The organism is Pseudomonas sp. LBUM1652, assembly GCF_059716105.1.
Genome location: NZ_CP166804.1, coordinates 3260030 through 3286408 on the forward strand (window position 1 = coordinate 3260030; position 26379 = coordinate 3286408).

21 protein-coding genes and 1 pseudogene are annotated in these 26379 nt (G+C 58.4%); 6 read left to right on the forward strand and 16 right to left on the reverse strand.

All coding sequences use genetic code 11. The features are described from left to right. The first annotated feature begins 31 nt into the window (after positions 1 to 31). Positions 32 to 934 carry a bestrophin family protein gene (locus tag ACA069_RS14770; RefSeq protein ID WP_187679851.1) on the forward strand — a complete coding sequence of 301 codons (903 nt, stop codon included), beginning with the start codon at positions 32 to 34 and terminating at the stop codon, positions 932 to 934. Positions 935 to 1041: 107 nt separating this feature from the next. Then, positions 1042 to 1548 (forward strand): peptide-methionine (S)-S-oxide reductase MsrA, encoded by a 507-nt coding sequence (gene msrA / locus ACA069_RS14775; protein ID WP_401264100.1) that lies wholly within the window; start codon positions 1042 to 1044, stop codon positions 1546 to 1548. 111 nt (positions 1549 to 1659) lie between these two features. Here the strand turns inward: msrA and ACA069_RS14780 are convergent, their stop codons facing one another. Both ACA069_RS14780 and solA read right to left on the reverse strand, forming a co-directional pair. Further along, a complete protein-coding gene (locus tag ACA069_RS14780; RefSeq protein ID WP_497613983.1) occupies positions 1660 to 2592 on the reverse strand; it encodes a GGDEF domain-containing protein in 933 nt (310 codons plus the stop codon). 210 nt (positions 2593 to 2802) lie between these two features. Further along, positions 2803 to 3975, reverse strand: coding sequence for an N-methyl-L-tryptophan oxidase (gene solA / locus ACA069_RS14785; protein WP_497613985.1), 1173 nt, complete (start codon positions 3973 to 3975; stop codon positions 2803 to 2805). Positions 3976 to 4330: 355 nt separating this feature from the next. On the opposite strand from solA, the gene ACA069_RS14790 reads away from it, so the two are divergent. Both ACA069_RS14790 and ACA069_RS14795 read left to right on the forward strand, forming a co-directional pair. After that, the gene (locus ACA069_RS14790) at positions 4331 to 6736 is read left to right on the forward strand and encodes a glucose/quinate/shikimate family membrane-bound PQQ-dependent dehydrogenase (protein WP_497613987.1); all 2406 of its coding nucleotides are present in this window, start codon (positions 4331 to 4333) and stop codon (positions 6734 to 6736) included. Between the two features lie 109 nt (positions 6737 to 6845). Next, positions 6846 to 8126 carry a carbohydrate porin gene (locus ACA069_RS14795; protein WP_497618248.1) on the forward strand — a complete coding sequence of 427 codons (1281 nt, stop codon included), beginning with the start codon at positions 6846 to 6848 and terminating at the stop codon, positions 8124 to 8126. Positions 8127 to 8232: 106 nt separating this feature from the next. On the opposite strand, the gene ACA069_RS14800 is transcribed toward ACA069_RS14795, so the two are convergent. After that, positions 8233 to 8424 (reverse strand): hypothetical protein, encoded by a 192-nt coding sequence (locus ACA069_RS14800; protein ID WP_187679845.1) that lies wholly within the window; start codon positions 8422 to 8424, stop codon positions 8233 to 8235. A 250-nt stretch (positions 8425 to 8674) separates the two neighbouring features. Next, the gene (locus ACA069_RS14805; RefSeq protein WP_497613989.1) at positions 8675 to 10534 is read right to left on the reverse strand and encodes an ABC transporter ATP-binding protein; all 1860 of its coding nucleotides are present in this window, start codon (positions 10532 to 10534) and stop codon (positions 8675 to 8677) included. 240 nt (positions 10535 to 10774) lie between these two features. Between ACA069_RS14805 and ACA069_RS14810 the strand changes: the two are divergent. Then, positions 10775 to 11607, forward strand: a pseudogene (locus ACA069_RS14810) (substrate binding domain-containing protein); the annotation flags it as partial. Between the two features lie 119 nt (positions 11608 to 11726). Here ACA069_RS14810 and ACA069_RS14815 read toward each other — a convergent pair. From ACA069_RS14815 to ACA069_RS14860, 10 genes are all read right to left on the reverse strand, one after another. Next, the gene (locus ACA069_RS14815; RefSeq protein ID WP_497613991.1) at positions 11727 to 13319 is read right to left on the reverse strand and encodes a M28 family peptidase; all 1593 of its coding nucleotides are present in this window, start codon (positions 13317 to 13319) and stop codon (positions 11727 to 11729) included. Next, positions 13301 to 14134, reverse strand: a complete 834-nt coding sequence (locus ACA069_RS14820) for an amidohydrolase family protein (protein ID WP_497613993.1) — start codon at positions 14132 to 14134, stop codon at positions 13301 to 13303. The genes ACA069_RS14815 and ACA069_RS14820 overlap by 19 nt, the downstream gene beginning before the upstream one ends. Before the next feature lie 33 nt (positions 14135 to 14167). Then, complete coding sequence (locus ACA069_RS14825) at positions 14168 to 14956, reverse strand: ABC transporter permease (RefSeq protein WP_497613995.1); 789 nt, start codon at positions 14954 to 14956, stop codon at positions 14168 to 14170. Then, positions 14953 to 15756, reverse strand: coding sequence for an ABC transporter permease (locus ACA069_RS14830; protein ID WP_497613997.1), 804 nt, complete (start codon positions 15754 to 15756; stop codon positions 14953 to 14955). Before ACA069_RS14830 ends, ACA069_RS14825 begins: the two co-directional genes overlap by 4 nt. Beyond that, positions 15756 to 16742, reverse strand: coding sequence for an ABC transporter ATP-binding protein (locus tag ACA069_RS14835; RefSeq protein ID WP_497613999.1), 987 nt, complete (start codon positions 16740 to 16742; stop codon positions 15756 to 15758). The genes ACA069_RS14830 and ACA069_RS14835 overlap by 1 nt, the downstream gene beginning before the upstream one ends. An 81-nt stretch (positions 16743 to 16823) precedes the next feature. After that, the gene (locus tag ACA069_RS14840; RefSeq protein ID WP_497614001.1) at positions 16824 to 17642 is read right to left on the reverse strand and encodes a hypothetical protein; all 819 of its coding nucleotides are present in this window, start codon (positions 17640 to 17642) and stop codon (positions 16824 to 16826) included. Between the two features lie 73 nt (positions 17643 to 17715). Continuing rightward, positions 17716 to 18363 carry a class I SAM-dependent methyltransferase gene (locus tag ACA069_RS14845; protein ID WP_497614003.1) on the reverse strand — a complete coding sequence of 216 codons (648 nt, stop codon included), beginning with the start codon at positions 18361 to 18363 and terminating at the stop codon, positions 17716 to 17718. A gap of 36 nt (positions 18364 to 18399) precedes the next feature. Further along, a complete protein-coding gene (locus ACA069_RS14850) occupies positions 18400 to 19542 on the reverse strand; it encodes a PQQ-binding-like beta-propeller repeat protein (protein ID WP_497614004.1) in 1143 nt (380 codons plus the stop codon). After that, on the reverse strand, positions 19536 to 19970 hold the full coding sequence (locus ACA069_RS14855) for a VOC family protein (protein ID WP_497614006.1): 435 nt from the start codon (positions 19968 to 19970) through the stop codon (positions 19536 to 19538). The genes ACA069_RS14850 and ACA069_RS14855 overlap by 7 nt, the downstream gene beginning before the upstream one ends. Then, the gene (locus ACA069_RS14860; protein WP_497614008.1) at positions 19967 to 21220 is read right to left on the reverse strand and encodes a tetratricopeptide repeat protein; all 1254 of its coding nucleotides are present in this window, start codon (positions 21218 to 21220) and stop codon (positions 19967 to 19969) included. The genes ACA069_RS14855 and ACA069_RS14860 overlap by 4 nt, the downstream gene beginning before the upstream one ends. A gap of 769 nt (positions 21221 to 21989) precedes the next feature. On the opposite strand from ACA069_RS14860, the gene ACA069_RS14865 reads away from it, so the two are divergent. After that, positions 21990 to 23963 (forward strand): GTP-binding protein, encoded by a 1974-nt coding sequence (locus ACA069_RS14865; RefSeq protein ID WP_497614010.1) that lies wholly within the window; start codon positions 21990 to 21992, stop codon positions 23961 to 23963. On the opposite strand, the gene ACA069_RS14870 is transcribed toward ACA069_RS14865, so the two are convergent. Together ACA069_RS14870 and ACA069_RS14875 are read right to left on the reverse strand one after the other, a co-directional pair. Next, complete coding sequence (locus tag ACA069_RS14870; RefSeq protein ID WP_497614012.1) at positions 23964 to 24941, reverse strand: aldo/keto reductase; 978 nt, start codon at positions 24939 to 24941, stop codon at positions 23964 to 23966. A gap of 72 nt (positions 24942 to 25013) precedes the next feature. Beyond that, positions 25014 to 26360 carry a glutamine synthetase family protein gene (locus ACA069_RS14875; protein WP_497614014.1) on the reverse strand — a complete coding sequence of 449 codons (1347 nt, stop codon included), beginning with the start codon at positions 26358 to 26360 and terminating at the stop codon, positions 25014 to 25016. Positions 26361 to 26379 lie beyond the last annotated feature (19 nt).

A 26379-nucleotide genomic window follows, 5' to 3' on the forward strand; every position in this document is an offset into this window, starting at 1 on the left:
CAATGCTTACCGCTCGCCACGAGGTTTCCGTTTGAAAGCTGCCATCGTCAAAAAATACCGTCTGATCATCAAGACCATGGGCTATGTCGGTTGGGCCTTGTTCTGGCTGTTGCTCTGGGACATCGCCGTCACCGTGGACTTCATGCTGTTTCTGAACGCCAAGATGAACCTGCCGCTGATGCCCCTGACGTTGCTGGGTTCGGCGCTGGTGGTGCTGATCAGTTTTCGTAACAGCAGCGCCTACAACCGTTGGTGGGAAGCGCGGACGCTGTGGGGCACGATGATCAATAACTCGCGCAGTTTTGCCCGCCAGGTCCTGACGTTGCTGGATGACCCCGACAGCGAAGTCAATCCGGTCAAGTCGACCCTGTTGCGCCGCCATGTGGCGTATGTGAACTGCCTCGCGGCGCATCTGCAGGGTCAGCCTTGTCCGGAGGAAGTCCGGGCGTTCATTCCCGCTGATGAATTCGCCCGCAGTGGCACCACCAACAACTTTGCCAACGACATTCTCACCGGTTCCGCCGCCCTGCTCGCCCGGGAATACAAGGCCGGACGCCTGGACAGCATTCGCCTGGCAAGGCTGGAGTCGACGCTGGTGGAACTCTCCAACAGCCAGGGCGGCATGGAACGCATCGCCAATACCCCGCTGCCCTACCCCTATGTGTATTTCCCGCGGCTGTTTATTTCGCTGTTCTGCCTGATCGTGCCCGTAGGTCTGGTGGAATCCCTGGGCTGGTTCACCCCACTGGCTTCCACCGTGGTGGGCTTTATGCTACTGGCCATCGAGCGCATCGGCACTGACCTGCAAAGCCCGTTTCGCCACAGCGAACACCAGATCCAGATGGAAGCCCTGTGCGAAACCATCGAGAAAAACCTGCAATCGATGCAGCGTGATTCTTTGGGTGATGTGCGCAGGTTTGAAGAGCACGCTTGAAGTGGCGAGTGATCAGCAGACTTATTTGTATCGTCCAGACTTGGAATTGCCGGACACGCCCGCATAACAATGGCTACACCCAAAATTCCCGAGAGGAAGCACAGACCATGACCAGCCAAACCGAAACTGCCATCCTCGCTGGCGGCTGCTTCTGGGGCATGCAGGACCTGCTGCGGCGCTATCCCGGCGTGCTGCAAACGCGCGTCGGCTACACCGGCGGCGAGGTGCCGAACGCCACTTATCGCAACCATGGCAACCACGCCGAAGCCATCGAGATCGTCTTCGACCCGGCGGTGATCAGCTATCGGCAGATCCTTGAGTTCTTCTTCCAGATCCATGACCCGAGCACGCCCAACCGTCAGGGCAACGACCTCGGCCCCAGCTATCGCTCGGCGATCTATTACCTGAGCGAACAGCAACGCGACATCGCCGAAGACACCGCCGCCGACGTCGACGCTTCAAAGCTGTGGCCAGGCCGAGTCGTCACCGAAATCGAACCGGCGGGACCGTTCTGGGAAGCGGAACCTGAGCACCAGGATTACCTGGAACGTATTCCGAATGGCTACACCTGCCACTTCATTCGCCCGAACTGGAAGTTGCCAAAGCGCGGCTGAGAGCAGGGTTGCCCACCTCGACGAGTGAGACGTTGAGGTGGGGCAGATTTTTCAAGGAAGATCATGACAGGCATGTCGGGTTGGCGATGATTAAGAGGCCGAAAAGCGCGCCTAAAAACCTACACACTGATTCCTTCCTCGCTCTTTCGCTAGATAAAGTGCTTTATCAGCTTGCGTAAGCAGTAAGTTGGACGTGTTTGTCGGGGTGAATTGATGAACAGAAAATCCGATGCTTATCGTTAAATAGCCCGTGCGCGAAGAGGAGTGCGCAATTCTCAAGTCGCGCACACGCTGACACAGAGAGTTCACGTAAGCAGATGACTGATCCATCGTCATGCCGCTGGATAAAATCACAAACTCTTCGCCCCCGTACCTGGCAACAAAATCAGAGCCCCTCTGGAATGATTTACTCAAACCATTCGCCACACCTATCAATGCTTCATCACCTGCTTGATGCCCATATAGGTCATTGAATGACTTGAAGTCATCAACATCAATCATGATCAGCGTGAGCGCCTCACTGTTCCGACAAGCGATCTTGTATTGAATCTCAAACTGACTATCAAAGAAGCGCCGATTATAAACCCCGGTAAGCCCGTCTTTTATCGATAGCTGCTCGAGATGCGATTTTGTTTTTTCGAGGGAATGAATTTCGTCACTGAGTTGCTGCTGCAGAATAACTCGCGATGTGACATCTTTTTGTATCCCTATAAAATTGCTGACCGCTCCCGCCTCGTCATGAATTGGCGATATGCTCAATTCATTCCAGAACATCGTTCCGTCCTTCCGATAGTTTCGCAACACAACCAGACAATACTCCCCGTTTGCAATGGCGTGGTGAACGACCTCTAATTCAGGTTGTTCACGATCATCTCCCTGCAAGTATCTACAGTTAATATTTATGGATTCTTCGAGAGAATAGCCGGTCATGCGTTCAAAGGCGGGATTGACAAAAATCAACGGATTGTCATCTCTGCAGTTGTCGGAGATGGTGATTCCATCGCGCGAATCCATGACAGCCTGTTTAAGGATTTCAATGTCCATATAGGCCTCACCGCCAGCATGAATAAACAACCCGCAGCCAAGATTATTAAAATAGTTTTTGCTTCTTCAGTGTAGTTGAAAACCATCTTGGCGCTTTATTGCTTGGAAATAGCCCATTTTGACTCAAGTAAATACCCTGCTGAACTGACATCCCATCGTGATGTTTCACCTGACGATCCATCGGCTCATCTTGAAGCCACAGTAGCGGGCTCAGCAGCCTTCAAAGCGTTTCAGGGAGAAAGACGAGAGGTCCAGGTCGGTCGAACCGCGCATGCACCACTGCGCAAACGCCTCGCCCAGTGCGGCGGAATGTTTGAAGCCGTGGCCGGAGCAGGCCGACACGAACAAGGTGTGTTGCAGTGACGGATGCTGGTCGATGATGAAGTGGCGATCCGGCGTCACCGTGTAGGCGCAGACCGCAGACTTGATCACTTTGGAAGTCACGCCGGCGATGCGGCCGTGTACCTGGTGTGCATACATGTCCTGCTCTTCGGCCGTCGAGACGGTGCGGTCGATCGTTTGCGGCAACGAGGCGGTGTGGTACTGGGCGGTGGCGATCTTCATGCAGCCTTCGCCGGACAATGCTGGAAAGCCGTAATTGATTTTGTCGTCGCCACGGCCGTGGGTGAGGATGAATGTCGGCGAGTGGCCGACCAGCCGGGCGTGCTCCTCCAGTTCGAACCAGAACAGCTTTTGCCGGTAGACACTCAGCAGATTTTCAAACGGTTTACCGAGCAATTCGCCACTCCAGTTGCCTGCATTGATCACCAGTTTTTTGGCCTGCAGCGTGCGCTGGTCAGTGGTGACAGTGACGCCCTGCTCGTCCGATGTGATCCCGGTGACCGTCTCGCCTTTGTACAGGGTCGCGCCGTGTCGTTCGGCCAGTTTGAGCTGCACGTCGATGCAGCGCTCGGGTCGCACAAACCCTCCACCGGGCTCGAAATAGCCGATGGCCGAGTCATGCACGTGGGCGAATTGCGGGAAACGCTGGCGAATCTGTGCGGCGGACAAGACTTCGTGCTCGATACCGTAGGCCTGCGCCAAACCGATGGTGCGCAGGGTGAAGTCGGTTTTGTCGTTGGGGTCGAATTCGGGGCTGGAGGCCAGTACCAGCAGACCTGATTGCTCGAACAGAGACTCCCCCGTCAGCACTTCAAGTTCGCGCCAGATCCGGTGGGAATTGCGCACGATCGGTACGTATTGCGCACCTTCTCCGACCGAAAGCCGAGTGATGCGCGTATCGCCATGGCTGGAGCCAAGGTTGTGCGGCGGGTAATGGCGGTCAATACCGACTACATCCACACCGGCCTTCGCCAACTGATACACGGTGGCGGCGCCCATGGCGCCCAGGCCCAAAACCACTACGTCACACCGCTCCGACATCATTAGCCACCTATCAAAAAAGCGCCAGTTGAGCGGTAAACCGATCGCGAATCAAAGATTAAATGAGCATATGCATATGCCTGATCGTGTCACCGAGCCTCTCCGTCAGTTGCCGTACGTCGGCTAATCGAAGGTTTCTGATCGCAATTTTAACACTGTCAAAACTGGCGATCCTTCTGACATAAACAACGCTTTCACCGACCTATGGATAATTGCATCGACCCTATGCGGAACGCCCGGCTGCCCTTCTTGGTGCGTGCTCGAGCAGAGAACTACGCTTCACTCAGAAATAGTGATTTAACTAGGTAGTTACCTATCTATATACTGCGCGCCTCATTTCAACGGGACATTCAACGTGAAGCAGAGTCAACGCCTCTCGGGCATATCAAAATTCATTCTGGTCGGACTGGGCGTGATCATCGCCCTACTCGGCTTGGCGCTTGCTGCTGGCGGCGTGAAATTGGTCAGCCTGGGAGGCTCCTGGTACTTCCTGGTGGGTGGTCTGGTGATGACAGTCTCCGGCCTGCTGATTGCTCGCTTCAAACCGGCCGGTGCGTGGTTGTTCGCGGCGTTCCTGGTGGGGACCGCGATCTGGGCAGTGAGCGACGCAGGGCTGGTGTTCTGGCCGGTGTTCTCGCGCCTGTTCATGTTCAGCGCAGTGGGTCTGGCCGTCACGCTGGTTTACCCGTTGTTGAAACGTGCCAGCGGTGGCGTTCCGGGGCGCGGTGCTTATGCCCTTGCTGCGGTACTGGCGGTCGGTCTGGCCGTAGCCGCTGGCAACATGTTCGTCGCTCACCCGACTGTTGCTGCTACGGGCACTGGCCCGGGCCTTACGCCGGTCGAGCCGGAAAAAGCCCAGAAAGACTGGGCTCACTACGGCAATACTGAAGGCGGCAGCCGTTTCGCCGCGCTGGACCAGATCAACCGTAACAACGTCGACAAGTTGAAAGTGGCGTGGACCTATCACACCGGTGATGTCGCCGTGAGCGACGGCAACGGTGCCGAAGACCAGCTCACCCCGCTGCAGGTCGGCAACAAAGTGTTCATCTGCACCCCGCACAACAACCTGATCGCGCTGGATGCCGACACCGGCAAGGAACTGTGGAAAAACGCCATCAACGCGCAGTCGAAAGTCTGGCAGCGTTGCCGTGGCATGGCCTATTTCGACGCCACTGCGGCGGTTGCCAAGCCGAGCAGCTCGCCAGTCGCAGAGGCCCAGCCAGCGCCGGCCGCCAACTGCCAGCGCCGCTTGCTGACCAACACGATTGATGCGCGCCTGATCGCCGTCGATGCCGACACCGGTGATTTCTGCCAGGGCTTTGGCAATAACGGTCAAGTCGACCTGAAGGCCGGTCTGGGTGATGTCCCGGACAGCTACTATCAATTGTCGTCCGCACCGTTGATGGCAGGCACCACCGTTGTGGTTGGCGGCCGAGTTGCCGACAACGTGCAAGCCGATATGCCGGGCGGCGTGATTCGTGGTTTTGACGTGATGACCGGCGCCATGCGTTGGGCGTTCGACCCGGGTAATCCGCAGGATAAAAAAGCGCCGGCAGACGGCAGCACCTATGTGCGCAGTACGCCAAACAGCTGGGCGCCGATGTCCTACGACGCGGCGACCAACACCGTGTTCCTGCCGATGGGCAGCTCTTCCACCGACATTTATGGTGTAGAACGCAGCAAACTGGATCACACCTACGGCGCTTCTATCCTGGCGCTGGACGCCAACAGCGGCGAAGAAAAGTGGGTATTCCAGACCGTTCACAACGATCTCTGGGACTTCGACCTGCCGATGCAGCCGAGCCTGATCGACTTCACCAAGGACGGCAAAACCGTACCGGCACTGGTCATCGGCACCAAGGCCGGGCAGATCTATGTATTGGATCGCGCCACTGGCAAACCGCTGACCGACGTGAAAGAAGTACCGGTCAAAGCGGCGAACATTCCTGACGAGCCTTACTCGCCAACCCAGCCAAAATCGGTGGGCATGCCGCAGATCGGTGCCCAGCACCTGACCGAATCGGACATGTGGGGCGCGACGCCTTACGACCAATTGCTGTGCCGTATCGACTTCAAGTCGATGCGTTATAACGGCTTGTACACCGCGCCGGGCACCGACAAATCCCTGAGCTTCCCGGGCTCGCTGGGCGGCATGAACTGGGGCAGCATCTCGACTGATCCGGTGCACGGTTTCATCTTCGTCAACGACATGCGTCTGGGTCTGTGGATTCAGATGATTCCGTCGCAGAACAAGGGCCAGGCCACTTCCGGTGGCGAAGCATTGAACACCGGCATGGGCGCCGTACCCCTCAAAGGCACACCTTACGCGGTGAACAAAAACCGCTTCCTGTCGGTCGCCGGCATTCCTTGCCAGGCGCCGCCGTTCGGCACACTGACCGCCATCGACATGAAGACGCAAAAAGTCGCCTGGCAGGTTCCGGTCGGCACCGTTGAAGACACCGGTCCGCTGGGTATCCGCATGCACCTGCCGATCAAGATTGGTCTGCCAACTCTGGGCGGCACCCTGTCGACTCAAGGTGGCTTGATCTTTATCGCCGGCACCCAGGACTTCTACCTGCGCGCGTTCAACAGCGGCAACGGTGAGGAAGTCTGGAAATCCCGTCTGCCGGTCGGCAGCCAGGGCGGCCCGATGACTTATGTTTCGCCAAAAACCGGCAAGCAATACATCGTCATCACCGCCGGTGGCGCTCGTCAGTCGACCGATCGTGGCGACTACGTGATGGCTTACGCCTTGCCGTAGGCCGCCATGCCCATGGTGAACATGGGCATCTCATTTATAGCGCGGCACCTTAGGGTGCCGCGCTGCTTTGCGCTATCGCTAAAATTTCAGCTGGAAGATTCACATGTTTTTGCCTGTTCGCTTTTCTCATGTCGGCTTGCTGTTGGGCCTGACCTGCAGTGCTGCCCTGCCCGCTTTCGCCGATGCCGATTCGAACCTGATGACCCGCAACACCCTGACCGGTGATTGGGGTGGCCTGCGCCACCAGATGGACGAAGACGGTATCAAGTTCACCGGCGACTACACCGGCGAAATGGCCTACAACGCTGACGGTGGCCTGCACCGTTCGGCCCGTTACTCGCAAAACATCAAGCTCGGTGTGCAGTTCGATCTGAGCAAACTGTATGGCGTCGACAACGCCGGCAAGGTGCAACTGAGCATCAACGACCGGCGCGGCAACAGCGCTTCCGAGGATCTGGTCGGCAACCGTCTGCCGATTCAGGAAAACTACGGCGGTCTCTACACCCGCCTGACCGAACTCAGCTACGAGCGCACGCTGTTCACTCCGGCGCTGAACGTCAAGCTCGGTTACATGGCCATGGGCAACGACCTCGGCGGCCTCGACAGCGGCATCCTCTGTAACTTCATGAACGCCGGCTTCTGCGGGCATCCGCTGAACATGTCCGGCGGCAGCGGCTGGACCAACTATCCCAACGCCCATCTCGGCGTGCGTGTGAAATACGACCTGTCGCCGTCCTGGCAATTGCGCGTGGCGGCGTTCAACGTCGACCCGGACAGTAACGGCAACTCCAGCCGCGCCTGGCACTTGGGCCCGAAACACACCACTGGCACCGTGGTGCCGATCGAACTGGTGTACAAACACGCGGGCGAACTGCCCGGCGAGTACAAGGTCGGCTACTACTACGACAGCTCTGATGTAAAACGCATTGGCAGCGACAAGGAAGTGTCCGGGCGTGGTGGTCACTACTTGTTGGTCGACCAAGCTGTGTGGAGCTCGAAATCGTCCGAAGGACGCAGCTTGCACGCCTTCGGCCAATACTCGGCTGCCAGCGAAGCGGCTTCGCCATTCAGCAAGTGGTACGGCACTGGCGTGGTTCTGTACAAACCTTTCGAAGGTCGCCCGCGTGACACCGTTGCCCTGGGCTACGGCCGCGCCGTGCCCAACCCGCGCAGTCGCGACGTGCTGCAAGACGCTGCGCTGAACAATGGCACGGCGTTCCCGAACCTGGACAGCGCCGAACAGTTGATCGAGCTCGGTTACGGTTATCAGGCCACGCCTTGGCTGACGCTGCGCCCGAATCTGCAATACATCATCGAGCCGGGGGCGTTTTCCGGGCAGGATATCGACAATGCGCTGTTGTTTGGCGTGCAGGTGAAGGCTGCGCTCTGAGCATTCCCCCTATCAGTCCCCTCTCTCTCTGGGCGAGGGTCAGGCTGAGGGCCAATAAAAAACCCGGCCTGAACGCCGGGTTTCTTTTGCCTTCGTTTTAACTTGGCTAAGGATGCTCACTCGACACCGAGTTGTTCGCATCCACATCGCTCATGTCTTCATCGACCGCCGCTTCATCGTCCGCCGGCAACGGGTTCGAAGACTCATCTCGGCGCGGATCATGGCCGGTTTCATTGTCCGTAGTGCGCGTCACTTCCTGCTGAGACGTGTTGCCTGGGGCTTTTTCATCGATTTCCATGCTGGCTCTCCTACCAAGGCGCGGGAAGTCCGTGCTTAAGGTTGAGAGACAATCAGGCGTGGCGAGTGCCGGGTATTGGACGAATGGTGACCTGCTTTCTGGCATCCCTCCGTGCACTCACCCCTGGCGTGCGGCAAATATGGCGACCTCAAAAAAATATGAACCGCTTTTAGACGCGCTCGCCTAAACGCTGAATGCACGTGCGAAATTAACGGGCGCCAGGATTGAACTCTCCGTGCGCCCTTCCCGCTCACACCTGATCCATCGCCTCGACCACGCCCTTGTCCTCTCCCAGAAACCCGCCGCTCTGATGCTGCCAAAGCCGCGCATAGACGCCGTTTCTCTCAAGCAATTCGCTGTGAGTGCCCTGTTCAATAATGCGGCCTTCGTCCATGACGATCAGCCGGTCCATGGCCGCAATGGTCGACAGCCGGTGGGCAATGGCGATCACGGTTTTGCCCTGCATCATGTCATCGAGGCTTTCCTGAATCGCCACTTCGACTTCCGAGTCCAGCGCGCTGGTGGCTTCGTCCAGCAGCAGGATCGGCGCATTCTTGAGCATTACCCGGGCAATCGCAACGCGTTGGCGCTGGCCACCCGATAGCTTGATCCCGCGCTCGCCCACCAGCGTGTCGTAGCCGCTGTGGCCCTGCCGGTCGCTGAGTTGGCTGATGAATTCATCAGCCTGGGCGCTGGCGGCGGCGCTGCGGATTTGCGCGTCGGTTGCATCGGGGCGGCCGTAGGCGATGTTGTCGCGAATGGAACGGTGCAGTAGCGAAGTATCCTGCGTGACCATGCCGATGGCGCTGCGCAGGCTGTCTTGCGTTACGTGCGCGATGTTTTGCCCGTCGATGCGAATCTCGCCGCTGTCGACGTCATAGAAGCGCAGCAGCAAGTTGATCAGCGTGGATTTACCGGCACCGGAACGGCCGACCAGACCGATTTTTTCGCCCGGACGGATGCTCAGGTTCAGACCATCGAGCACCTGACGTTCGCCGTTGTAGTTGAAATGCACCTTGTCGAAAGTGACGGCGCCGCCATTGGTCACCAGCACGCCGGCATCCGGTGCATCCTGCACCTTGGCGCCCTGAGTCAGGGTCGCCATGCCATCCTGAACGGTGCCGATGCTTTCGAAGAGCGAGGTCATTTGCCACATGATCCAGTTCGACATGCCATTGATCCGCAACGCCATGGCGGTGATTGCCGCCACGGCACCGGCGCCGACATCCCCCTGATGCCATAGCCACAGGGCATAACCCCCGGCTGACATGATCAGCCCCACCACCAGTGCCTGATTGACGATCTCGAACATGCTGACCAGACGCATCTGGCGAAAACCGGTCAGCTTGAAATCCTCCATCGCAGCGCGGGCGAAGTGCGCTTCACGATTGGAGTGGGAGAACAGTTTTACCGTCGTGATGTTGGTGTAAGCGTCCGATATACGCCCGGTCATCATCGAGCGCGCATTGGCCTGCTCCTGCCCGACTTTCCCCAGGCGCGGCACGAAGTACCACATGGCCAGCGCGAACAACACCGCCCAGCCAATGAACGGCAGCATCAGCTTCAAAGCGAAGCCGCCGGCCAGCGCGATGATCGCGATGAAATACACGCCGATCCCCGGGATGATCTCGATCATGGTGAACAGCACGTCGCGCACTGCCAGTGCCGTCTGCATCACCTTAGTCGTGACCCGGCCGGAAAACTCATCGGAGAAAAACGAAAGGCTTTGCCGCAGCATTAGCCGATGGAAGTCCCAGCGCAGCCGCAACGGCAGGTTAATCGCCAATATCTGGTGCTGCACCATCGTGCGCAGCGCCACCAGCCCGACACTGGTGCCCATGACGATGCCCATGCCCCACAGCACGCGGCTCTCCTGCGCCGCGGCCTCACCGCCGGCCTGCCAGGTCGAGAGCAGATCCACGACTTGGCCGAGGAAGGAAAACAGCCAGGCTTCATAAATCGAAACACCGGCACTCAGCAGCGCCAGCACAAGGATGTAACCGCGGGCGCCCCGTGTGCAGGCCCACAGAAAACGCGCCAGACCGTTGGGTGGCGGTGGAACCTCGTCAGGAGGAAAAGGGTCGAGTCTTCGTTCAAACGCACGAAGCATGGTGATCTCCAAAACTTTCAAGTTGAGGGGATTCTGCCATTGAATGGTTGCGGAGAGGTCTTTGTGAAAAAGTGTGCGTTTAAATGGGGCATGCCACGCTTCTGAGTGTGGTCCGTTCCTTAAATTGCAAATGAAGATGACGCCCGCTGTTGCGAACGCCACCTTCATCAATTGCGGGCTAATCAGGCTTTCTTGGCCGCCTCCTCCAGAGCTTTTTCAGCGTTGAACCCGTCAAAGTGCGTATCGAAGTCGATTGTCAGCCGCCGGCTGGCTCGGCTTGAAGCGGAATTGGGCGTGCAACTGATGGCGCGCTCCACACGCGGGGCTTCACTTACCGAGGCCGGCTCGACGTTCCGGGATTACGCCGCCAGAGTCTGCACCGAGATCGACATTGCCAGAGAGACGATCCTGCCCGCCGGCGCCCTTCGCGGACGTTTGCGCGTGGCGGTTCCGCTGTCGTTCGGCCCGACGCACTTCGCACCGGTGCTGGCAGAAATGGCGCGCCGCCATCCTCAGTTGCACATGCAAACCTGCTACAGCGATCGCTTCGTTGATCTCATTACCGAGGGCTACGATTGCGCCATCCGCGTGGGTTATCTGCAGGACTCCAACCTCATCGCAAGGCGTATTGGCCCGGTCTACACCAAGCTCGTCGCGAGCCCGGACTACATCAAGGCGCACGGTGTCCCCGAGACGCCTGACCAACTGCACACCCATCAGGCGCTCATGCAGGGCACCGAAGCCTGGCAATTCATGGACGGCGACAAGATCATCACGGTTCGCCCGCAAGGACGCTTCAAGGCCGACAACGGCACCGCCCTCGCCGCCGCCGCAATCGCAGGCCTTGGCCTCGCCTACCTGCCCGATTGCCTCACCCATGAACACATAGCTTGCGGCGCACTCGTACCGATCATGACAAACCATCCGGCGCCTACATTCTCCGCCCGCCAGGCCCGCATCCCGCGCGCAAAATACGCGTACTCACCGAACTGTTGATCGAGTACTTCGGCGACTCTCCGCACCTGGCGGTGCTGCCAGTGTCACATCAGGAAGAAGCGTTTGCGTATAGCTGAACAAGGCAGGAGCGACCGACATGGCTGTCAAACGAATGGACAACGTGTTGATCGTTGTCGACGACCTCTTGCTGACCCGATAATCCCGACCAAATATCCACCGGCGTGACCGTCAGTGTCTAACGCAAACGCAGCACCGGGCGCATTGACGAATCGCCAAGCAGATGCAGCGTTTCGTGAAGAACGTCAACGTCGGCGATGAGGCTGGCGAAGTCCCAATACCGGTTAAAAGTATCGGACGTGCGGTGATAGGTGTTCGTGTCGTAGAAATCATGCCGCCTCATGCCTTCCTCGACACCGCCCTTCAACAGATCGCTGCCGGTACTCACCTGGACAGAAGGGATGTTGATCTTGGCGAAGCTCGCCTGATCGGAGCGGTAGAAATAACCTGCCGAAGGTTCATCGTCGAGGCTGATGCGCCGATCGAGAGTTTTCGCTGCGCGAACGAATGCATCGGGCAGGTCGGACTGATCACCGTCCACCAGAAACAAATCACGGGTCCGGCCTATCGGTACGAAACCATCGACATTGAGCACCGCCACCACATCCAGTCCCGTCTCGCGAATCAACTGCGCGACCCGGGCCGAGCCATGCATGCCCACCTCTTCTGCCGAGGTCCAGGCAAAGAGCACTGTGCGCCGTAACGCCGTTCTGCCGGCCAGACGCCTGGCCAGTTCCAGCAACACCGATACGCCGACAGCGTTATCCACGGCGCCGGGATAGTAGCCTCGCGGTTGCGTGCCATCGGGTGTCTTGCCGAGATGATCCAGGTGCGCGCAGAACAGCACACACTGCCTGGGAAAAAGCCTGCCCTTCTTCATGGCCAACACATTCCGGCAATGCCTGACGACGACGTCAAATTCCAGCCGCAGTTGCAGGTGGGCGTCGAGCCCGCACGGGCGCCCCGCCATCGGCATTGGTGCTGCGATAAACGCGTCGAGATCGACACCCGCCGGGGTCAGCAATTGCCGTGCGAAGCGTTCGCTGCAGAATCCTTCGAACGCCAGACGGCTGCGCAACGCTCCCGGAAGAAAACGAAAAGGACGGCGCATTTCGTCCTGTACCAGGTGAAATGCGCTGCCGAACAACGCGTCGGTGTGGACGATGATCACACCCGCCGCGCCCTGACGGGCCGCCTCCTCGTATTTGTATTCCCACCGGCCGTAGTAACTCATGCGCTCGCCCTGGAAACGCTTGCCTCCCGGACTGTTGCGCCCCGGGTCGTTGGGTAACACCACGACCACTTTGCCCGCGACATCAAGGCCGGCGTAATCGTCCCAGTCGTACTGCGCCGCGACAATGCCGTAACCCGCAAAGACCAACGGCGCGTGCTCGAGCGAAACGCTGGTTTGCTGTGAGCGAATCAGCAATTCATCGTCGCTGTGCAGAGCCTGACGGGCGTCGCCCTGAACGATTCTCCGGTAGCGCTCGGTCCCGGATCGCGCCGTGGCGCAACCGAGCGGTACGGACTGAAAAAGGCCGCGACGGCCCTGCCAGGGTGTCAGTCCCAAAGCCCGCGCTTTTCGCGCGATCCACAGCGATGCCCGCCATCCACCGGGCTCCCCGGCCCCGCGCCCGGCAAAACGGGCTCCGGACAAGACCTGACAACTCTCGGCGAGGGCTGCGGCATAGGCCTTGTTTTTGAGGTAACCGCGAAAGGCTGGAGTGCGCCCGTTTTTTTGCTTGGGCTTTTTCAGGGGCGAACGTCGCATGCTGGCGCCCCTTCCCTCGGCAACCGTTTGAACAACTGCGCGGCATTGTCAAAGAACACTTGCCGGTGAAACTGCTCGTCTACTGCACTGGCGCACGCGGCCAGGTAACCCGGGTAATCGACGGAGGGCCAGCCCGATCCGAAGATCAACCGCTCCGGTTTGCCGGTGTAATCCAGCATCCAGCGGATCGGGTCGATCATCAGCCTGGCCTGCGTGGCCTGCGATACCTCACTCAGCGGGCCCTCGATGATCGAACTGAGATCGAGCCAGACATTAGGGTTTTTCGCGGACAGCACGGCGGCATCGGTGAACCAGGGATTGCCGCTGTGAACCAAGAGAAAGTTCACCTGCGCGTGGTCCACGATGACCTCGTCCAGACTCAGGGGGTGGGCGTACTTGAGTTTGGATCGATGCCAACCCGTGTCGCCACTGTGGAAAAGCACAGGGACATCGAATTCCTGCGCCAAGGCATACAACGGCATGAGCCTGGGGTCATCGGCGTACACATGCATAAACCCCAGATTGATTTTGATTGCCCCATAGATACCGCTCGCCAATCCCTGAGCCAAGGACTCGGAAGACCATTCTGGCCGGGCGATGACCGCGCATCTGCCGATGCCCAGCGCCTGCAACTGCCCGGCATCGCAACCGGGTTTATGCGAATCCGTGACGGCTGCGCGAATGTTGAAGCGTGCCTGCAGCGCCTTGAAGGCTTGCAGGCTTGCAGGCTGCCCGAACTCGGTGTGCACATGAGCGTCGAAAATTGGCCCGGAATAAATACTCATCGAAACCTTCCCTGTGTAGACGAAAGTCATTGCCGCGCATCCTGCTGAACGGCATTTGCAGCACTAGCTGCTGGCACTGCTGTAGGAGCGCAGGGCAAATAGCCAGAACACCCGCGACAAGCACACAAAGGCGAATGCAAAAAGCAGCGCGCCGATGACCTCTTGCCACCCGACCATGCCCATCGCCGCCGCCACCGGGACATTGGACACGAAGTACACCGGGACCAGGAACGTCAGGACCATGCGGATTGTTTGCGGAAACGCCGTGACCGGAAACCGCGCAATTTCCATGAGCGTGTAGCTGATGATCCAGACATCACCGATCTTCACAAACCAGATCGACAAGGTGCAGGTAATCAGAAACAACGAGTAAAAGATCGCCACCCCTGCCGCCATCAGCCCGAGGAACGCCGCGAGATTGCCCACCCCCAGCGCGCCTTCGGCGTGCATGGCGTACACGACCACGGCAATCCCGATCAAAACCCGAGGCAGTTCCCAGAGGCTGATCTTCGAGCATGACACCAGGAACTGACTATCCACCGGACGCACCAGCAGGTAGTCCAGATCACCGGTGCGCACCTGCTCCGACAGAGCGTGCAGGCTTGGAAACAGCCAGACCTCAAGCAAGCCTTCAAGCACCAGGGCCACGCCGAACAGCGCGAGGACCTGGTGCAGATTCCAGCCACCCAGGCTGCCCACTTCACTGAACATGGCATCCAGGAAGTACAGCGCCAGGAGCATCCCGACCACGGTGTTCAGCGCATTGGTGACGGCATTGATCCGAAACTCCAGCTCCGCGAGCATCGAATGGCGGATCAGGGCCAGCAGCACTTTCAACGGTCTTGAATTCATATGCCGGCTCCGGAAAAACGCTTCAATCCCTGACGCCACAGCCCACGGCGCAGTCCGACCAGCACCAGTACCCAGAAAAGCTGCACCGCGAAACCTTGCAGCAGATCGCTGCCGGCGGCCTTGCCGATCAGCAACTTGACCGGAAAATCCAGCGATGCGGAGAACGGCAGCAGCGCCACCAGATGACGGGTGGCTTCAGGGAACAGGTCAACAGGAATCAGCATGCCGCCGAGCACCGTGTACATCGACCAGACCATTGCATCCAGCGCCAGGGAATTGGCCATCCAGAACGCAAGCAGACCGACGCAGTAATAGATATGAAAAATAATGATCCAGGCCAGCACCAGCGAAACCAGGAAGAACGGCAATCGCCAGGCGATGGTCGCCAGGTCGATGGCAAACAGAGAGGCGCCAATACAGAACACAGTAATGACGATCGGTGCGCGCACCACCATCTGGCCCAAATGTTCCGCCACATGAAACCAGAAAGGTGCGACCGGCTTGAGGAGGCGACCGGACAAGGTGCCCTGACGAATTTCGTCGTTAAGGACGAAGATGACCCACACCGCCGTCAACTGCCTGACCAGATAAATGCCCAGGAAATAGGCGACAAAATCGCCAGGGGTGTAGCCACCGATGACCTTGTCCCGTGACAGCTCCCACCAGATCATCATCATGAACAATGGCGCGACACCGCTGATCAACCAGACAAACAACTGCGCCCGGTAGACCACTGTCACCAGCACGCTTGTGCGAATCAGGCGCCCGGCGATGCCGGGCCAGGAAGCCAGGGCGACCATCACGCGTGCTCCCTTGGCAGCAACAGGCGCGGAAAAGCCTGCTCCAGGGACGGCGTCTGGATGGAGATGTCCGTCACCGGGAAGTTTGCCAACAGTTGTGCCACGGTATCGGCGAACTGTTCTTCGGGCACCAGCAGCTCGGCACTTTCGCTGTCCAGGCTGACCAGGCTGCCATAGACGCTCAGGTCGTCGCCGCCGACCTCAGAGGAAAAGCGCAGGCTGACTCGCCGCTCGTTGACATGGGCCTTCACCAGCGCCTGGCGTCCCCCATCGAACACCACCCGCCCTTGATCCAACACAATGACGCGATTGCACAGTGCTTCGATGTCCGCCATGTAATGGGAGGTCAGAATGATCGTTGCACCGAATTCTCTGTTGTACTCAAGGAGGAACCTGCGAATGGCGACCTGCATTTCCAGGTCGAGGCCGATGGTCGGCTCGTCGAGAAAGAGGATGCTCGGACGATGCAGCAGAGACAGGATCAGCTCGCATTTCATCCGCTCGCCCAGCGAGAGTTTCCTGACTGGACGGCGGATGATGTCACCGGCCGACAGCAACTGGCACAACTCATCGATACGGCGCCGGCATTCGACGGGCGCGATATCGTACAGGGCACCATGCAGATGGAAGGATTCCAGCGCCGGGAGATCCCACGTCAGTTGCTGTTTTTGTCCCATGACCAGGGCAATCGACTTGAGGAACTCCGGACGGCGCCTGAACGGGTCATGCCCCAATACCGAGAGGTGTCCGCCGCTGGGCCGCACGATACCCGAGAGCATCTTCAGGGTGGTGGTCTTGCCCGCACCATTGCCACCGAGAAACCCGACCACCTCGCCCGGGTCTATCGAAAAGGAAACATCCGTAACCGCCGGCACGTACGTCTTCTCGCGACGAAAGTAACGAAGCAGACTACGCGACTGGCCGTCACGGGCCCGGTAAACCTCGTACACCTTGCTGATACCAGACAGCTCGATTGCTTTTGACATACCTATCCTTGAAATCCCGCATCCTTCACTTCAGTCAACACGCCAGAATGTTGCTATGGCGATCCCTGTATGTTGGCGTATTCAACCACGGCGAGCCAGCAGCCGGGCCTGATGTTCTTGCGCGGACACACCGTCATCAATCACCAGACAAACCGAAGGCAGGTGGCTGGATTGAGCCAGCAGACCCAGGCCGAGCACTTCCTTCAGTATGAAACCGGCCGCCAGAAGCATCGACTTCGTCCGATAGACGTCAACCGTGATCATGTGGACCAGGCACGGCGTTGCCGTCAGGTTCAGCGGTTCCCGGCAGGGCAACCTCTGGCGATCAAGAAACGCCAGCCGCTGGTGGCCGATCATCAAACGCCCCTGCTCCGCCGCGATGCTGGCCCTGTCATCCAGGTTTGTGAAGTAGTGGTGTTGAGCCTGCTCGGGGCGGGCGCAGAGCACTGAGACCCCGCTGAGCGCAAACAAGCCGTTGTCCGAGACCTGCGTGGCGAGATCGACACCTACGCCACGCAGGTACTGAATGAGCGACACGCTGACAACGCCCGAGCCGAAAACGGGCAAGTTGGCAATCAACCAGGCCGGCGCTGTCTCACCCGCCGGGGCTTTGGCCGACAGTGCCAGCGCTGCACGCTGCGACGGCTGGAGACTGTCGACATGCGCCGTCAGATCCGTTGAACACAGCCAGATCGAACAGCCCTGATCGCCGGCCGCAGCGCTGCCAGTGCAGAACTCCAGATACCCCCCACTCAGTCGGAAAAACGCACTGACCCGGCCATCGTCGTGGCGCACCTGTCGCGTGTGCGCCATGAAGCCTGCACGGGTGAACTGGCCGATGACATCATCGAACAGGGCCTGCGGCAACGGGTAGACGATGTGGTCCAGATGGGATATCACCGCTGCCCTCCCCGGCAACCGCCACCCTCGACCATCGCACCTGTTGCCCGCCATGGCGGGCGCTTGCAGGCAGTCACGAACGAGCGCGTGTCGAGGCCTTTGTGCCTCGGGTGCAGAGCGTCAAGCCATGCTCGTGCACGCCACCACTCTTGACCGCCTGGCTGACGGCTTGCAGGCCAGCAGCCTTGAAGGCTTCGAGAAAACGGCCCTGCGACCAGCGTGTCAGATTCACCCCCAGCTCTTGAGCCCAGCCTTGCGATTCTTCGCTTTCCTCGTAGTAATCCACCATGACAATCAGCTCGCCACCGGGCGCCAGCAGGCCGGCGGCTTTTTCGATGGCTGCCGTGATGTCCTCGAAGTAATAGAACACCTCCATGGAAAAAATCAGATCAAAGCGCATGTCTGCTGGCGAATGCCAGTTCATGAAACTTTCGACATCGATGTCGACGTTGTTGCAGTCCTGGACCCGCGCAGCGCACATGCGTGCCATTTCCTGACTGAGTTCCACGGCGCGGCAGTATCCTGCGGCAAACTTCGATCGGGCCATGTATTCCAGGGCGTATCCGTTGCCGGGTCCGATTTCCAGGTATCGACCTGTAGAGGGTTCAAGGGCGGACAATACAGGCTCGACGCGTGCCCAGTGCTCTCGGGCCATGTCCACCGCGCCATCCTCGATGGCCCATTCGTCGAAGAGCGTTTCGACTTCCAATTCGTGACTCATCCAACACTCCTGTTTACTGCCGGGGTTCGATCCACGCTAGCGGACCCATTGATAAAAATGTACCGCGTTGCGGTGTGAGCCAATCACCAGGTGTCCGTCGTCCGTGAGCAACGGCGAGGAATGGAATCCGGTGCTGTGCTCCAGTTGCCACAAGGTTTGTCCTGTATGTTGCGCCAGGCAGTGCAGACGCTCGTCTGTGCCGACGAACAAAGCGTCACCGCTTGGAAGCACGGTGAAAGGTGTGTATCGGAATTCGCACGCCAGATTGACCCGCCACACCATTTTCAGTTTGTGCAGATCAATGCCGTACACGTAGCCGTCATTGCTGCCGACATACGCCACGCCTGCGGGCGACAGGCTCGGACATGACACCACGAAACCATCGGTATGGAACTGTTCCAGCACGGTGCCGCTGGCGGCATCAAACACAATGATCTTGCCATCGACTTCTGTGCCGATGATCCCGCGCCCCGAAACATGATCGATGGCCGCTGTACCTTCGAACCGGCTCGTTTCGGTGATTCGCCAGCGCTCTTCACCTGTCGGACTGAAGCACATCAGCACATTGTCCGTGCCGACGATGACATTACCGTCGCCATCCAGTGCCGGCGAACTGTAGAGGTCATCCTCGACCTGATCGTCGAACGATTGTTTCCACAGCAGCGTGCCCGAAGCATGGTCGACGGCGTACAGGGTATGGTCGTAGCTGCCGGCGTAAACAATGTTTCTGCCAGCATCGATGGTCGGGCTGGCGTGAAACGGCCCCTGGGCTTGAAACGCCCAAAGGCATTCGCCATCACGGGTTATCCGACGCAGTAAATGGTCCTCGCATCCGACCACGAAACTGCCGTCGTCCGACACCGCAGGAGAGCTGTACACCGGTCCCTGGGTTGCAAACTGCCACAGGCGTTCGCCGTCAGTCAGGCGCACGCACTGCAAGCTGTTGTCCCAACAGCCGAATAGAATCCGGTCATCACCGATCCTGCCGGGAATGCTCCATACCCGCTCATCGCAGGAGACCGTGCGCTGGTAAGTCGGGCGCGCTTGCCAGTCTTTCGACGACGTCTCGCGCCACGGTCTGAAATTGCGCAAGGCCTGGTTGTTTTTGTACCAGGTATTTTGCAAATGCTGCGCGTAAGCCGCGCCGGGTACGTTGCTCTCCACAGTGTCGTTCAACATTGCGCCTGCCTGGCGTGCTCTATACCGCCACCGTACTTCTCGGATATTTCGACCTTGTAACCGTTCGGGTCGATAAAATAAACGGAGCGTGAAGAATGGTATTGAACTTCATAGTCGGGCAACAACTTCACACCGTGGTCGCGGAGTTGTGTCAACACTCGATCAAAGTCTTCCACCAAAATACCAAAGTGAGTAATTTCCAGTCCATCATTCTTTACACCGCGACCTTCCGGGTATTCGTGCATGCATAAATACAGCGTCTGATGGGTGCCGATCGTCATCCAGCGGGTAAAGGCGCGAATACCAACTTCCTTGACTTCGAAACCGAACACTCGCGCATAAAATTCGCGACTTTCTTCAAGGTCAGCGACATCAAGTTGAATATGATCGACGGCTGTTATCTTGATCGTGTCGAGTGCTGTATTCATTGCGCTAATCCTCGATATTCGTCGGGCAACAGACCCTCGGCATTCCATCGTTCGATACAGGATTTGAAGAATGGCAACTGTTCCGGAACATGTTGACTGGCCACCCCAAAACCGGCGACGCCTGCGGATATATTCGTAGTGTCCAGCGACAAGGTATTCTTGAATGCGTCCAGTGCCAGATCGAAGTTGCCGATTTGTTGATGACAGGCACCGATCATGTATTGCGAATAAGTCAGCCGCGGGAAGCCGATATCGTAGGCTTGCTGATAACGTTGCAACGCACGTTGCCACTGCCGATCCTTGACTTCGATCTCGGCGGCTTCGTGGTAGGAGATGCTCCAGTGAGGATCGTAGGCAATCAGTTCGTCAGCCACGCCTCGGGCGCTCTCGATGTCGCGGGCAACATAGAGCATTTCCTTGAGTTTCGATTCGTAGACGGTCTTGCGTGCTTCCCTTGCCGGGATACTTGCGCCTCTTTCCCCGCCGATGACCGCATCGGCATACTCTTCGGCCAGCAGCATGTATTGCCGCGTTGACGCTACGTCGCCGTGGGCGGCCGGGACCATGGCCAGGCCGCGGTAGAACGATGAAAGGGACACCAGATCAACGGGCGCGTCACTCGAGGCTATCTGCCGGGCGGCCGTCTCGCCGGCGCCGATGAACCATTTGTTCAATTCATCGTCGATGGAATCACCTTTGAGTTTCCAGACGATCGCCTGGGAGCACACATCCAGAACCCTGCACGGCGGCATCCGATGGGCTTGCAGCAATGCCTTGAGCGCAGTGAAGTCCTCCTGATGGGAGTTCGTCATCTCCAGGCGGTTCTGAATCGCAAACCGGGTCAGATGAAACGTTACCCGCTGATCGGGAAACAGTGCGTCATAGGGTATCTGCGTCAGCACCTGATTGGCGTAACGGTACCTGCAACTGGCGGCGAGGCATTGGGCAAGGCTCAGTTTCTGTACCGGAGGCGCCCACTCCAGGCGGTCCGCCAACCACTTCACTTTGGCCACCGGGCCGTCCATCGGGTACGAGAAAAATTCGAGTTCGTCGACGCCGATGGCATGACGCTGGGCTACTTCAAACAGCGTCGAGGGTTCAAGCAGTTGAGGGACCCGATAAGGCACCTCATCGAAATTCTGTTCCGCCAGCCCCGCACACACGGAGCGTGACCAGTTCGTCTGATGGGCGCCCGAATCATCGTAAAAAAACATGGCGCGCGAGAACGCATCGTCCAATTTGCTGTGCATATCACTTTCCCTAATGACATGTAGAAACGGCGCTGTCGAGATTAAATACGGCCGAAGCAGTGCTTCGGCCGTACCTCACAAGACACCGGTATCTTGTGTACAGCGGACAATCAGAGGATGAACAGTGCCGAAAGGATTCGGTTCTGTACGCTATTGAACTTAATCATGTTGAAGCTCCTTTTTAAGAGTGAGCATGGAGTATCCATGCGATTCCGTTACTTTATTTACAGCCGGATTTTTCAATACGGTCGAAATAAAGGTTTTTGCTTCTCAGAGGATGAACAGCGCCGACAGCATCCGATTTTGCACGCTTTGATATTTGATCATTTCACTGTCTCCATGTGATTTAAAGTTCGCTGCAAATTGCAGCGCCGTAAGATTTAGCTGTCGTCCGCAGGTACGTCAAGAAAGTTTGTTTGAAACAGTTTTCACGGCAAAACGAACTTTCTAGTTAGTTCCGTCAGGGTTTTCGACGTGTATCAATGATTTAAATGAAAAAACTACAGCGCCATGCCTGTACTGACTTTTCGCTGTATTCAAACAGTGACATGCCGTCTCGCTTCGTAGTTTCAGTACCTTCGTCGCCGCAAAGCACCACAGAAACAAATTGAAACACTCCGCGGTCGATTGACGCACTTACAAACCTCAACTAGTTTAAACATCCTTGCACCGTGGTACCTGGATGTGTCCGCAGTGGCAGCGTGTATTGGAATGGAATTCGACCGGCCGACACCCACCTCGTCAGCCGTGTGATCAGGAGCGATCAACCATGAAATCCCTGAATCTGGGCATCCTTGCGCACGTCGATGCCGGCAAGACCAGCCTTACCGAACGGATACTGTTCGATGCCGGTGCCAGACTCCGTCTGGGCAGCGTCGATTCCGGCAATACTTACACCGACAACCTGCTGCTGGAACGTGAACGAGGCATCACGATCAGATCCGCAGTGGCTTCGTTCGAGGTCAACCACCTGTTGGTCAATTTGCTGGACACTCCTGGTCACCCGGATTTTATTGCCGAGGTGGAGCGAACACTCGCGCTGTTGGATATCGCCGTCATCGTGGTGTCGGCGGTCGAGGGAGTCCAGGCGCAGACCCGGGTACTGGTAAATGCGCTGCAGCGAATGGCAATACCTCATGTGTTCTTCGTGAACAAAATCGATCGCAAGGGTGCTGACTTCCAGCGGACCCTGGATGCGCTCGGCGGGCAACTCAAGAGTCGACCGTTGGCCTTGTGCACCGTGCGAGAGGCCGGCACTGCCCAAGTGACGGTCGACAGCTTTGATCCAGCATCAGCTCAAGCGACGTCGAAGTGGCTGGACGTGCTGTGCGAACACGATGAGGCGTTGCTCCACGACTATGTCACCGCTGCGCAAACGATCGACAGGACACGTCTAGAGCAAGTGTTGCGAGAGCAATTGGGCAAGGGGTTGGTCAATCCGGTGTTTGCCGGATCCGCCATTACCGGGGTCGGTGTCGCACAGATGATCGAGATGATCACGCGGTTGGCGCCGGTCAAGCTTCACGACGCCAATGCCCCAGTGCTGGCATCGGTATTCAAGATCGACAGGGGCTGGGGTGGGCACCGGCGCTTTCATGTCTGCGTGCAGGCAGGCACGTTACACCTGCGCCAATCCATTGATACGCCACAAGGCACTTCAAGAATCACCGCAATTGAGGTGTCTGCAAGCGGTGGGCTGCAACCTGCGACCCTCGCTCGCGCCGGTCAGATCGCGTGCATCACCGGGCTTGACGGCGTGCGTATCGGCGACCGGATCGGCGTTGGCAGAGCGCGCAACGAGGTGGTCCACACCTTCACGCCGCCGGCGATCGAAACCCATGTTTCACCCGCACTGCCCACGCAGACCAACGCACTCTGGGAAGCCCTGAGCATGCTCGCCGAACAGGACCCGTTGATCGATTTACGCAGAAACGCATCAGGGCAGATGTTCGTCTCCCTTTACGGCGAGGTGCAAAAGGAAATCATCCAGGCCACTTTGCAAGAGGAGTACGCCATCGAAGCGGTTTTCGAGGAGAGCTCGGCGATCTGCGTTGAAACGCTGCTATCGTCAGGCCAGGCATTGGAGTCGCTCGACGAACCCGGCAATCCGTTTCTGGCCACCGTCGGCATTCGTGTCAGCCCGGGGGTACCAGGATCGGGGGCCACGTTCATCCGTCAGGCACACGCCGGCCTGATGCCGACGAGTTTCTACAAAGCGATCGAGGAATCAGTTTTCGAGAGTCTCAAGGAAGGCAGGCATGGCTGGATGGTATACGACTGTGAAGTGACATTGACCACGGTCGACTATTCCTCGCCGTCCAGTACCTCCGCTGACTTTCGCCATCTCACCCCCTTGGTGCTGGCGGCGGCGATCGCGCAAGCCGGCACCGAAGTCTGCGAACCGCGCAGCCAATTCAGCATTGAAGTGCCGGCCGCGATGAGCAGCGCTGTCCATGGTTTGCTGGCCAAGGCCGGTGCCACGATCAATGGCACCACCCTGCACGCGGAAACGGCGCGCATCGAAGGCTCGATCGTCACCACACGCATCTACAAGTTGCAGCACCAGATACCCGATGTCACCAGCGGCCTGGGGTTCATGGAAAGCGAACTGGCCGCGTATACCCCGGTCGCGGGTACCGCCCCGCGGCGGGAGCGAACCTTGGCCAATCCCTACAACCGGCAGGATTACCTGAGGCAAGTCAGGCTTGGCTTGCGCACAGGGCGGCCGGCCAGCAGTGGCTGATCATGGCTGTTCAACCGGTGGTTCGCTGATCTCGTTGAGATGATTCACATCCGCCGGCGACAGGCACAGCTGCGGCGCTGCCATGATCTCGCGCAATTGTTCCTCGCTACTGGCGCCTACCACCGGCGCGACCACGGCAGGTCGCGCCAGTAGCCAGGCGAGCGCGACTTGCGTGCAGCTACTGTCGCAATCCCGGGCAATGCGGCGCAGTGACTCAAGGATCTGCCAGTTGCGTTCATTGAAATAGTCTCTCTGCACCCCGGGCGCGCGCGCCGTATCGGGCAATGTAGCCTGCCGGTGATAGCGGCCACAGAGAAAGCCCTTGGCCAGCGGGTTGTAGGGCAAAAGACCAATGCCCTCCTCCACGCACAATGGCTGCAGTTCTGATTCGATCCGACGCCGTTCGACAAGGTTGTAGCGCTCCTGGACACTCACATAACTGACAAGGCCGCTGCACTCGCTGATGGCCAGCGACTTCATCAGGCGCCAGGCCTTGAAGTTGGAGCATCCCGCATACCGCACCATGCCCCGTTGCACCAGATGCTCGAATGCACGCAGGGTCTCTTCGATCGGAACGTCATCGTAGTCATCATGGGCCTGATACAGATCAATGCAGTCGACTTGCAGGCGCGCCAGCGAACCTTCGACCGCTTTGACGATGTGCCGCCAGGACAGCCCTTCGTCATTCGGTCCGGGCCCCATCCGCCCGGAAACCTTTGTCGCCAGCAGCACCTCGTTGCGCTTGGACGTGTTTTTCAACCAGCGTCCGACGAATTCTTCCGAAGCCTTGCCGCCCACGCCGTCACCGAGTGCCGGATAGACATCAGCCGTGTCGATCAGGTTACCGCCCGACTCGATATAAACATCGAACAACCGGCGAGATGTCGGTTCATCCACCCACCAGTTGCACTGTGCGGTTCCCATCGCAATGGCGGAAACCTTGAGTCCCGAGCGACCCAGTCGTCTGTAGCTCATCATCTATATCGCCTTCCCTGTTGCGAAGCTTCCTTGATTTCGCGAGCAGTATAGTGGAGTCCGGCGGGGCTTGTTTTACAGGTACCACCGATACTCCCGCGCACTGATCTCCTGCATGAACGCCAGATGATCCTGGCGTTTATTCTCGCAATACACGTCGACAAACTCTGCGCCCAACCCCTCGCGCAACTGCGCCTGATGCTGCATCGCCCTCACCGCTTCAAACATCTCCGTTGGAAAACCAATCCCGCTGTTGCGATCATCATTGAGCGGCGGGATCGGTACTTTGCCGGATTCAAGTCCATGCTCAAGTCCCACTAGAATCGCCGCCAACACCAGATACGGATTGGCATCCGCGCCGGCCAGTCGGTACTCAATGCGCAGGTTCTTCTCGTCCGACTCGGGAATGCGCAAACACGCATCACGATCCTCAAAGCCCCAGCTTGCTTTGGTGGCGGTGTTCACCGTACCGCCCAATCGCCGCATCGCATTCTGATTCGGGGCGAAGATCGGCATGCTGTGCGGCAACAGCTCCAGACACCCCGCAACTGCATGGCGCAGTGGTTGCTGTTGATTCGCCGCCAACAGATTATTGCCGGCCGCGTCATAAAGGCTGACATGCACATGCATGCCGCTGCCCGGATGCTGCAAGTACGGCTTGGCCATGAAACTGGCGCGATAGCCGTGTTTAAGCGCAACGCCTCGGGTGCTGCGGCAGAACAGAGCCGCCCAGTCCGCAGCGCGTAAGCCATCGTCGAGGTGGCCGAAATTGATTTCGAACTGGCCCGGCCCCAATTCCGCCGTGATCACGGTGGCGTCGATGCCCTGAGCGCGTGTTGCTTCGACCATTTCATCAAGCACCGGCGCGAAGCGTGACAAGCGCTCGATGTGCATGTTCGGTTGGTCATCGGCGTCGTCGGTCAGGTCGTCGCGGGGGAATTGCGGCAGGCCGTCGCGCAGTTTTTTGTCGAACAGGTAGAACTCCAGTTCAAACGCTACGACCGGGTGAATGCCTTTGCGTGCCAGTCGGTTCAGCACTTGTGCGAGAACTTCGCGGGGTTCGAATTCGATTGGTTTTTCCGTGCCGTCAGAGGTGATCAGCATCTGCCCCAGCGGCTGTGCTTCCCAGGTCACTGGTTTCAGCGTGCCCGGCACCAGTCGGCGCACCGCGTCCGGGTCGCCGTCGTTGAAGCAGTAATCGCCAATCTTGAACAAGCCGCCCTGCACGCCGAGTAATACGCAGTTTTGCGGCAGTTTCAGCGCGCTGCCGGCGGCGACTTTTTCGAGCATGTCCACGGGATAGCGCTTGCCGTAGAAGTGCCCGGGGATGTCCAGGGAGATCAGGTCGACATAACGCACCTCGGGGTAGCGTTGGCGAAACGCACGCACTTCAGCCAGCAAGTCTGCGCAGACAGCGTCCATCGTGTTCATCCTTTTATTG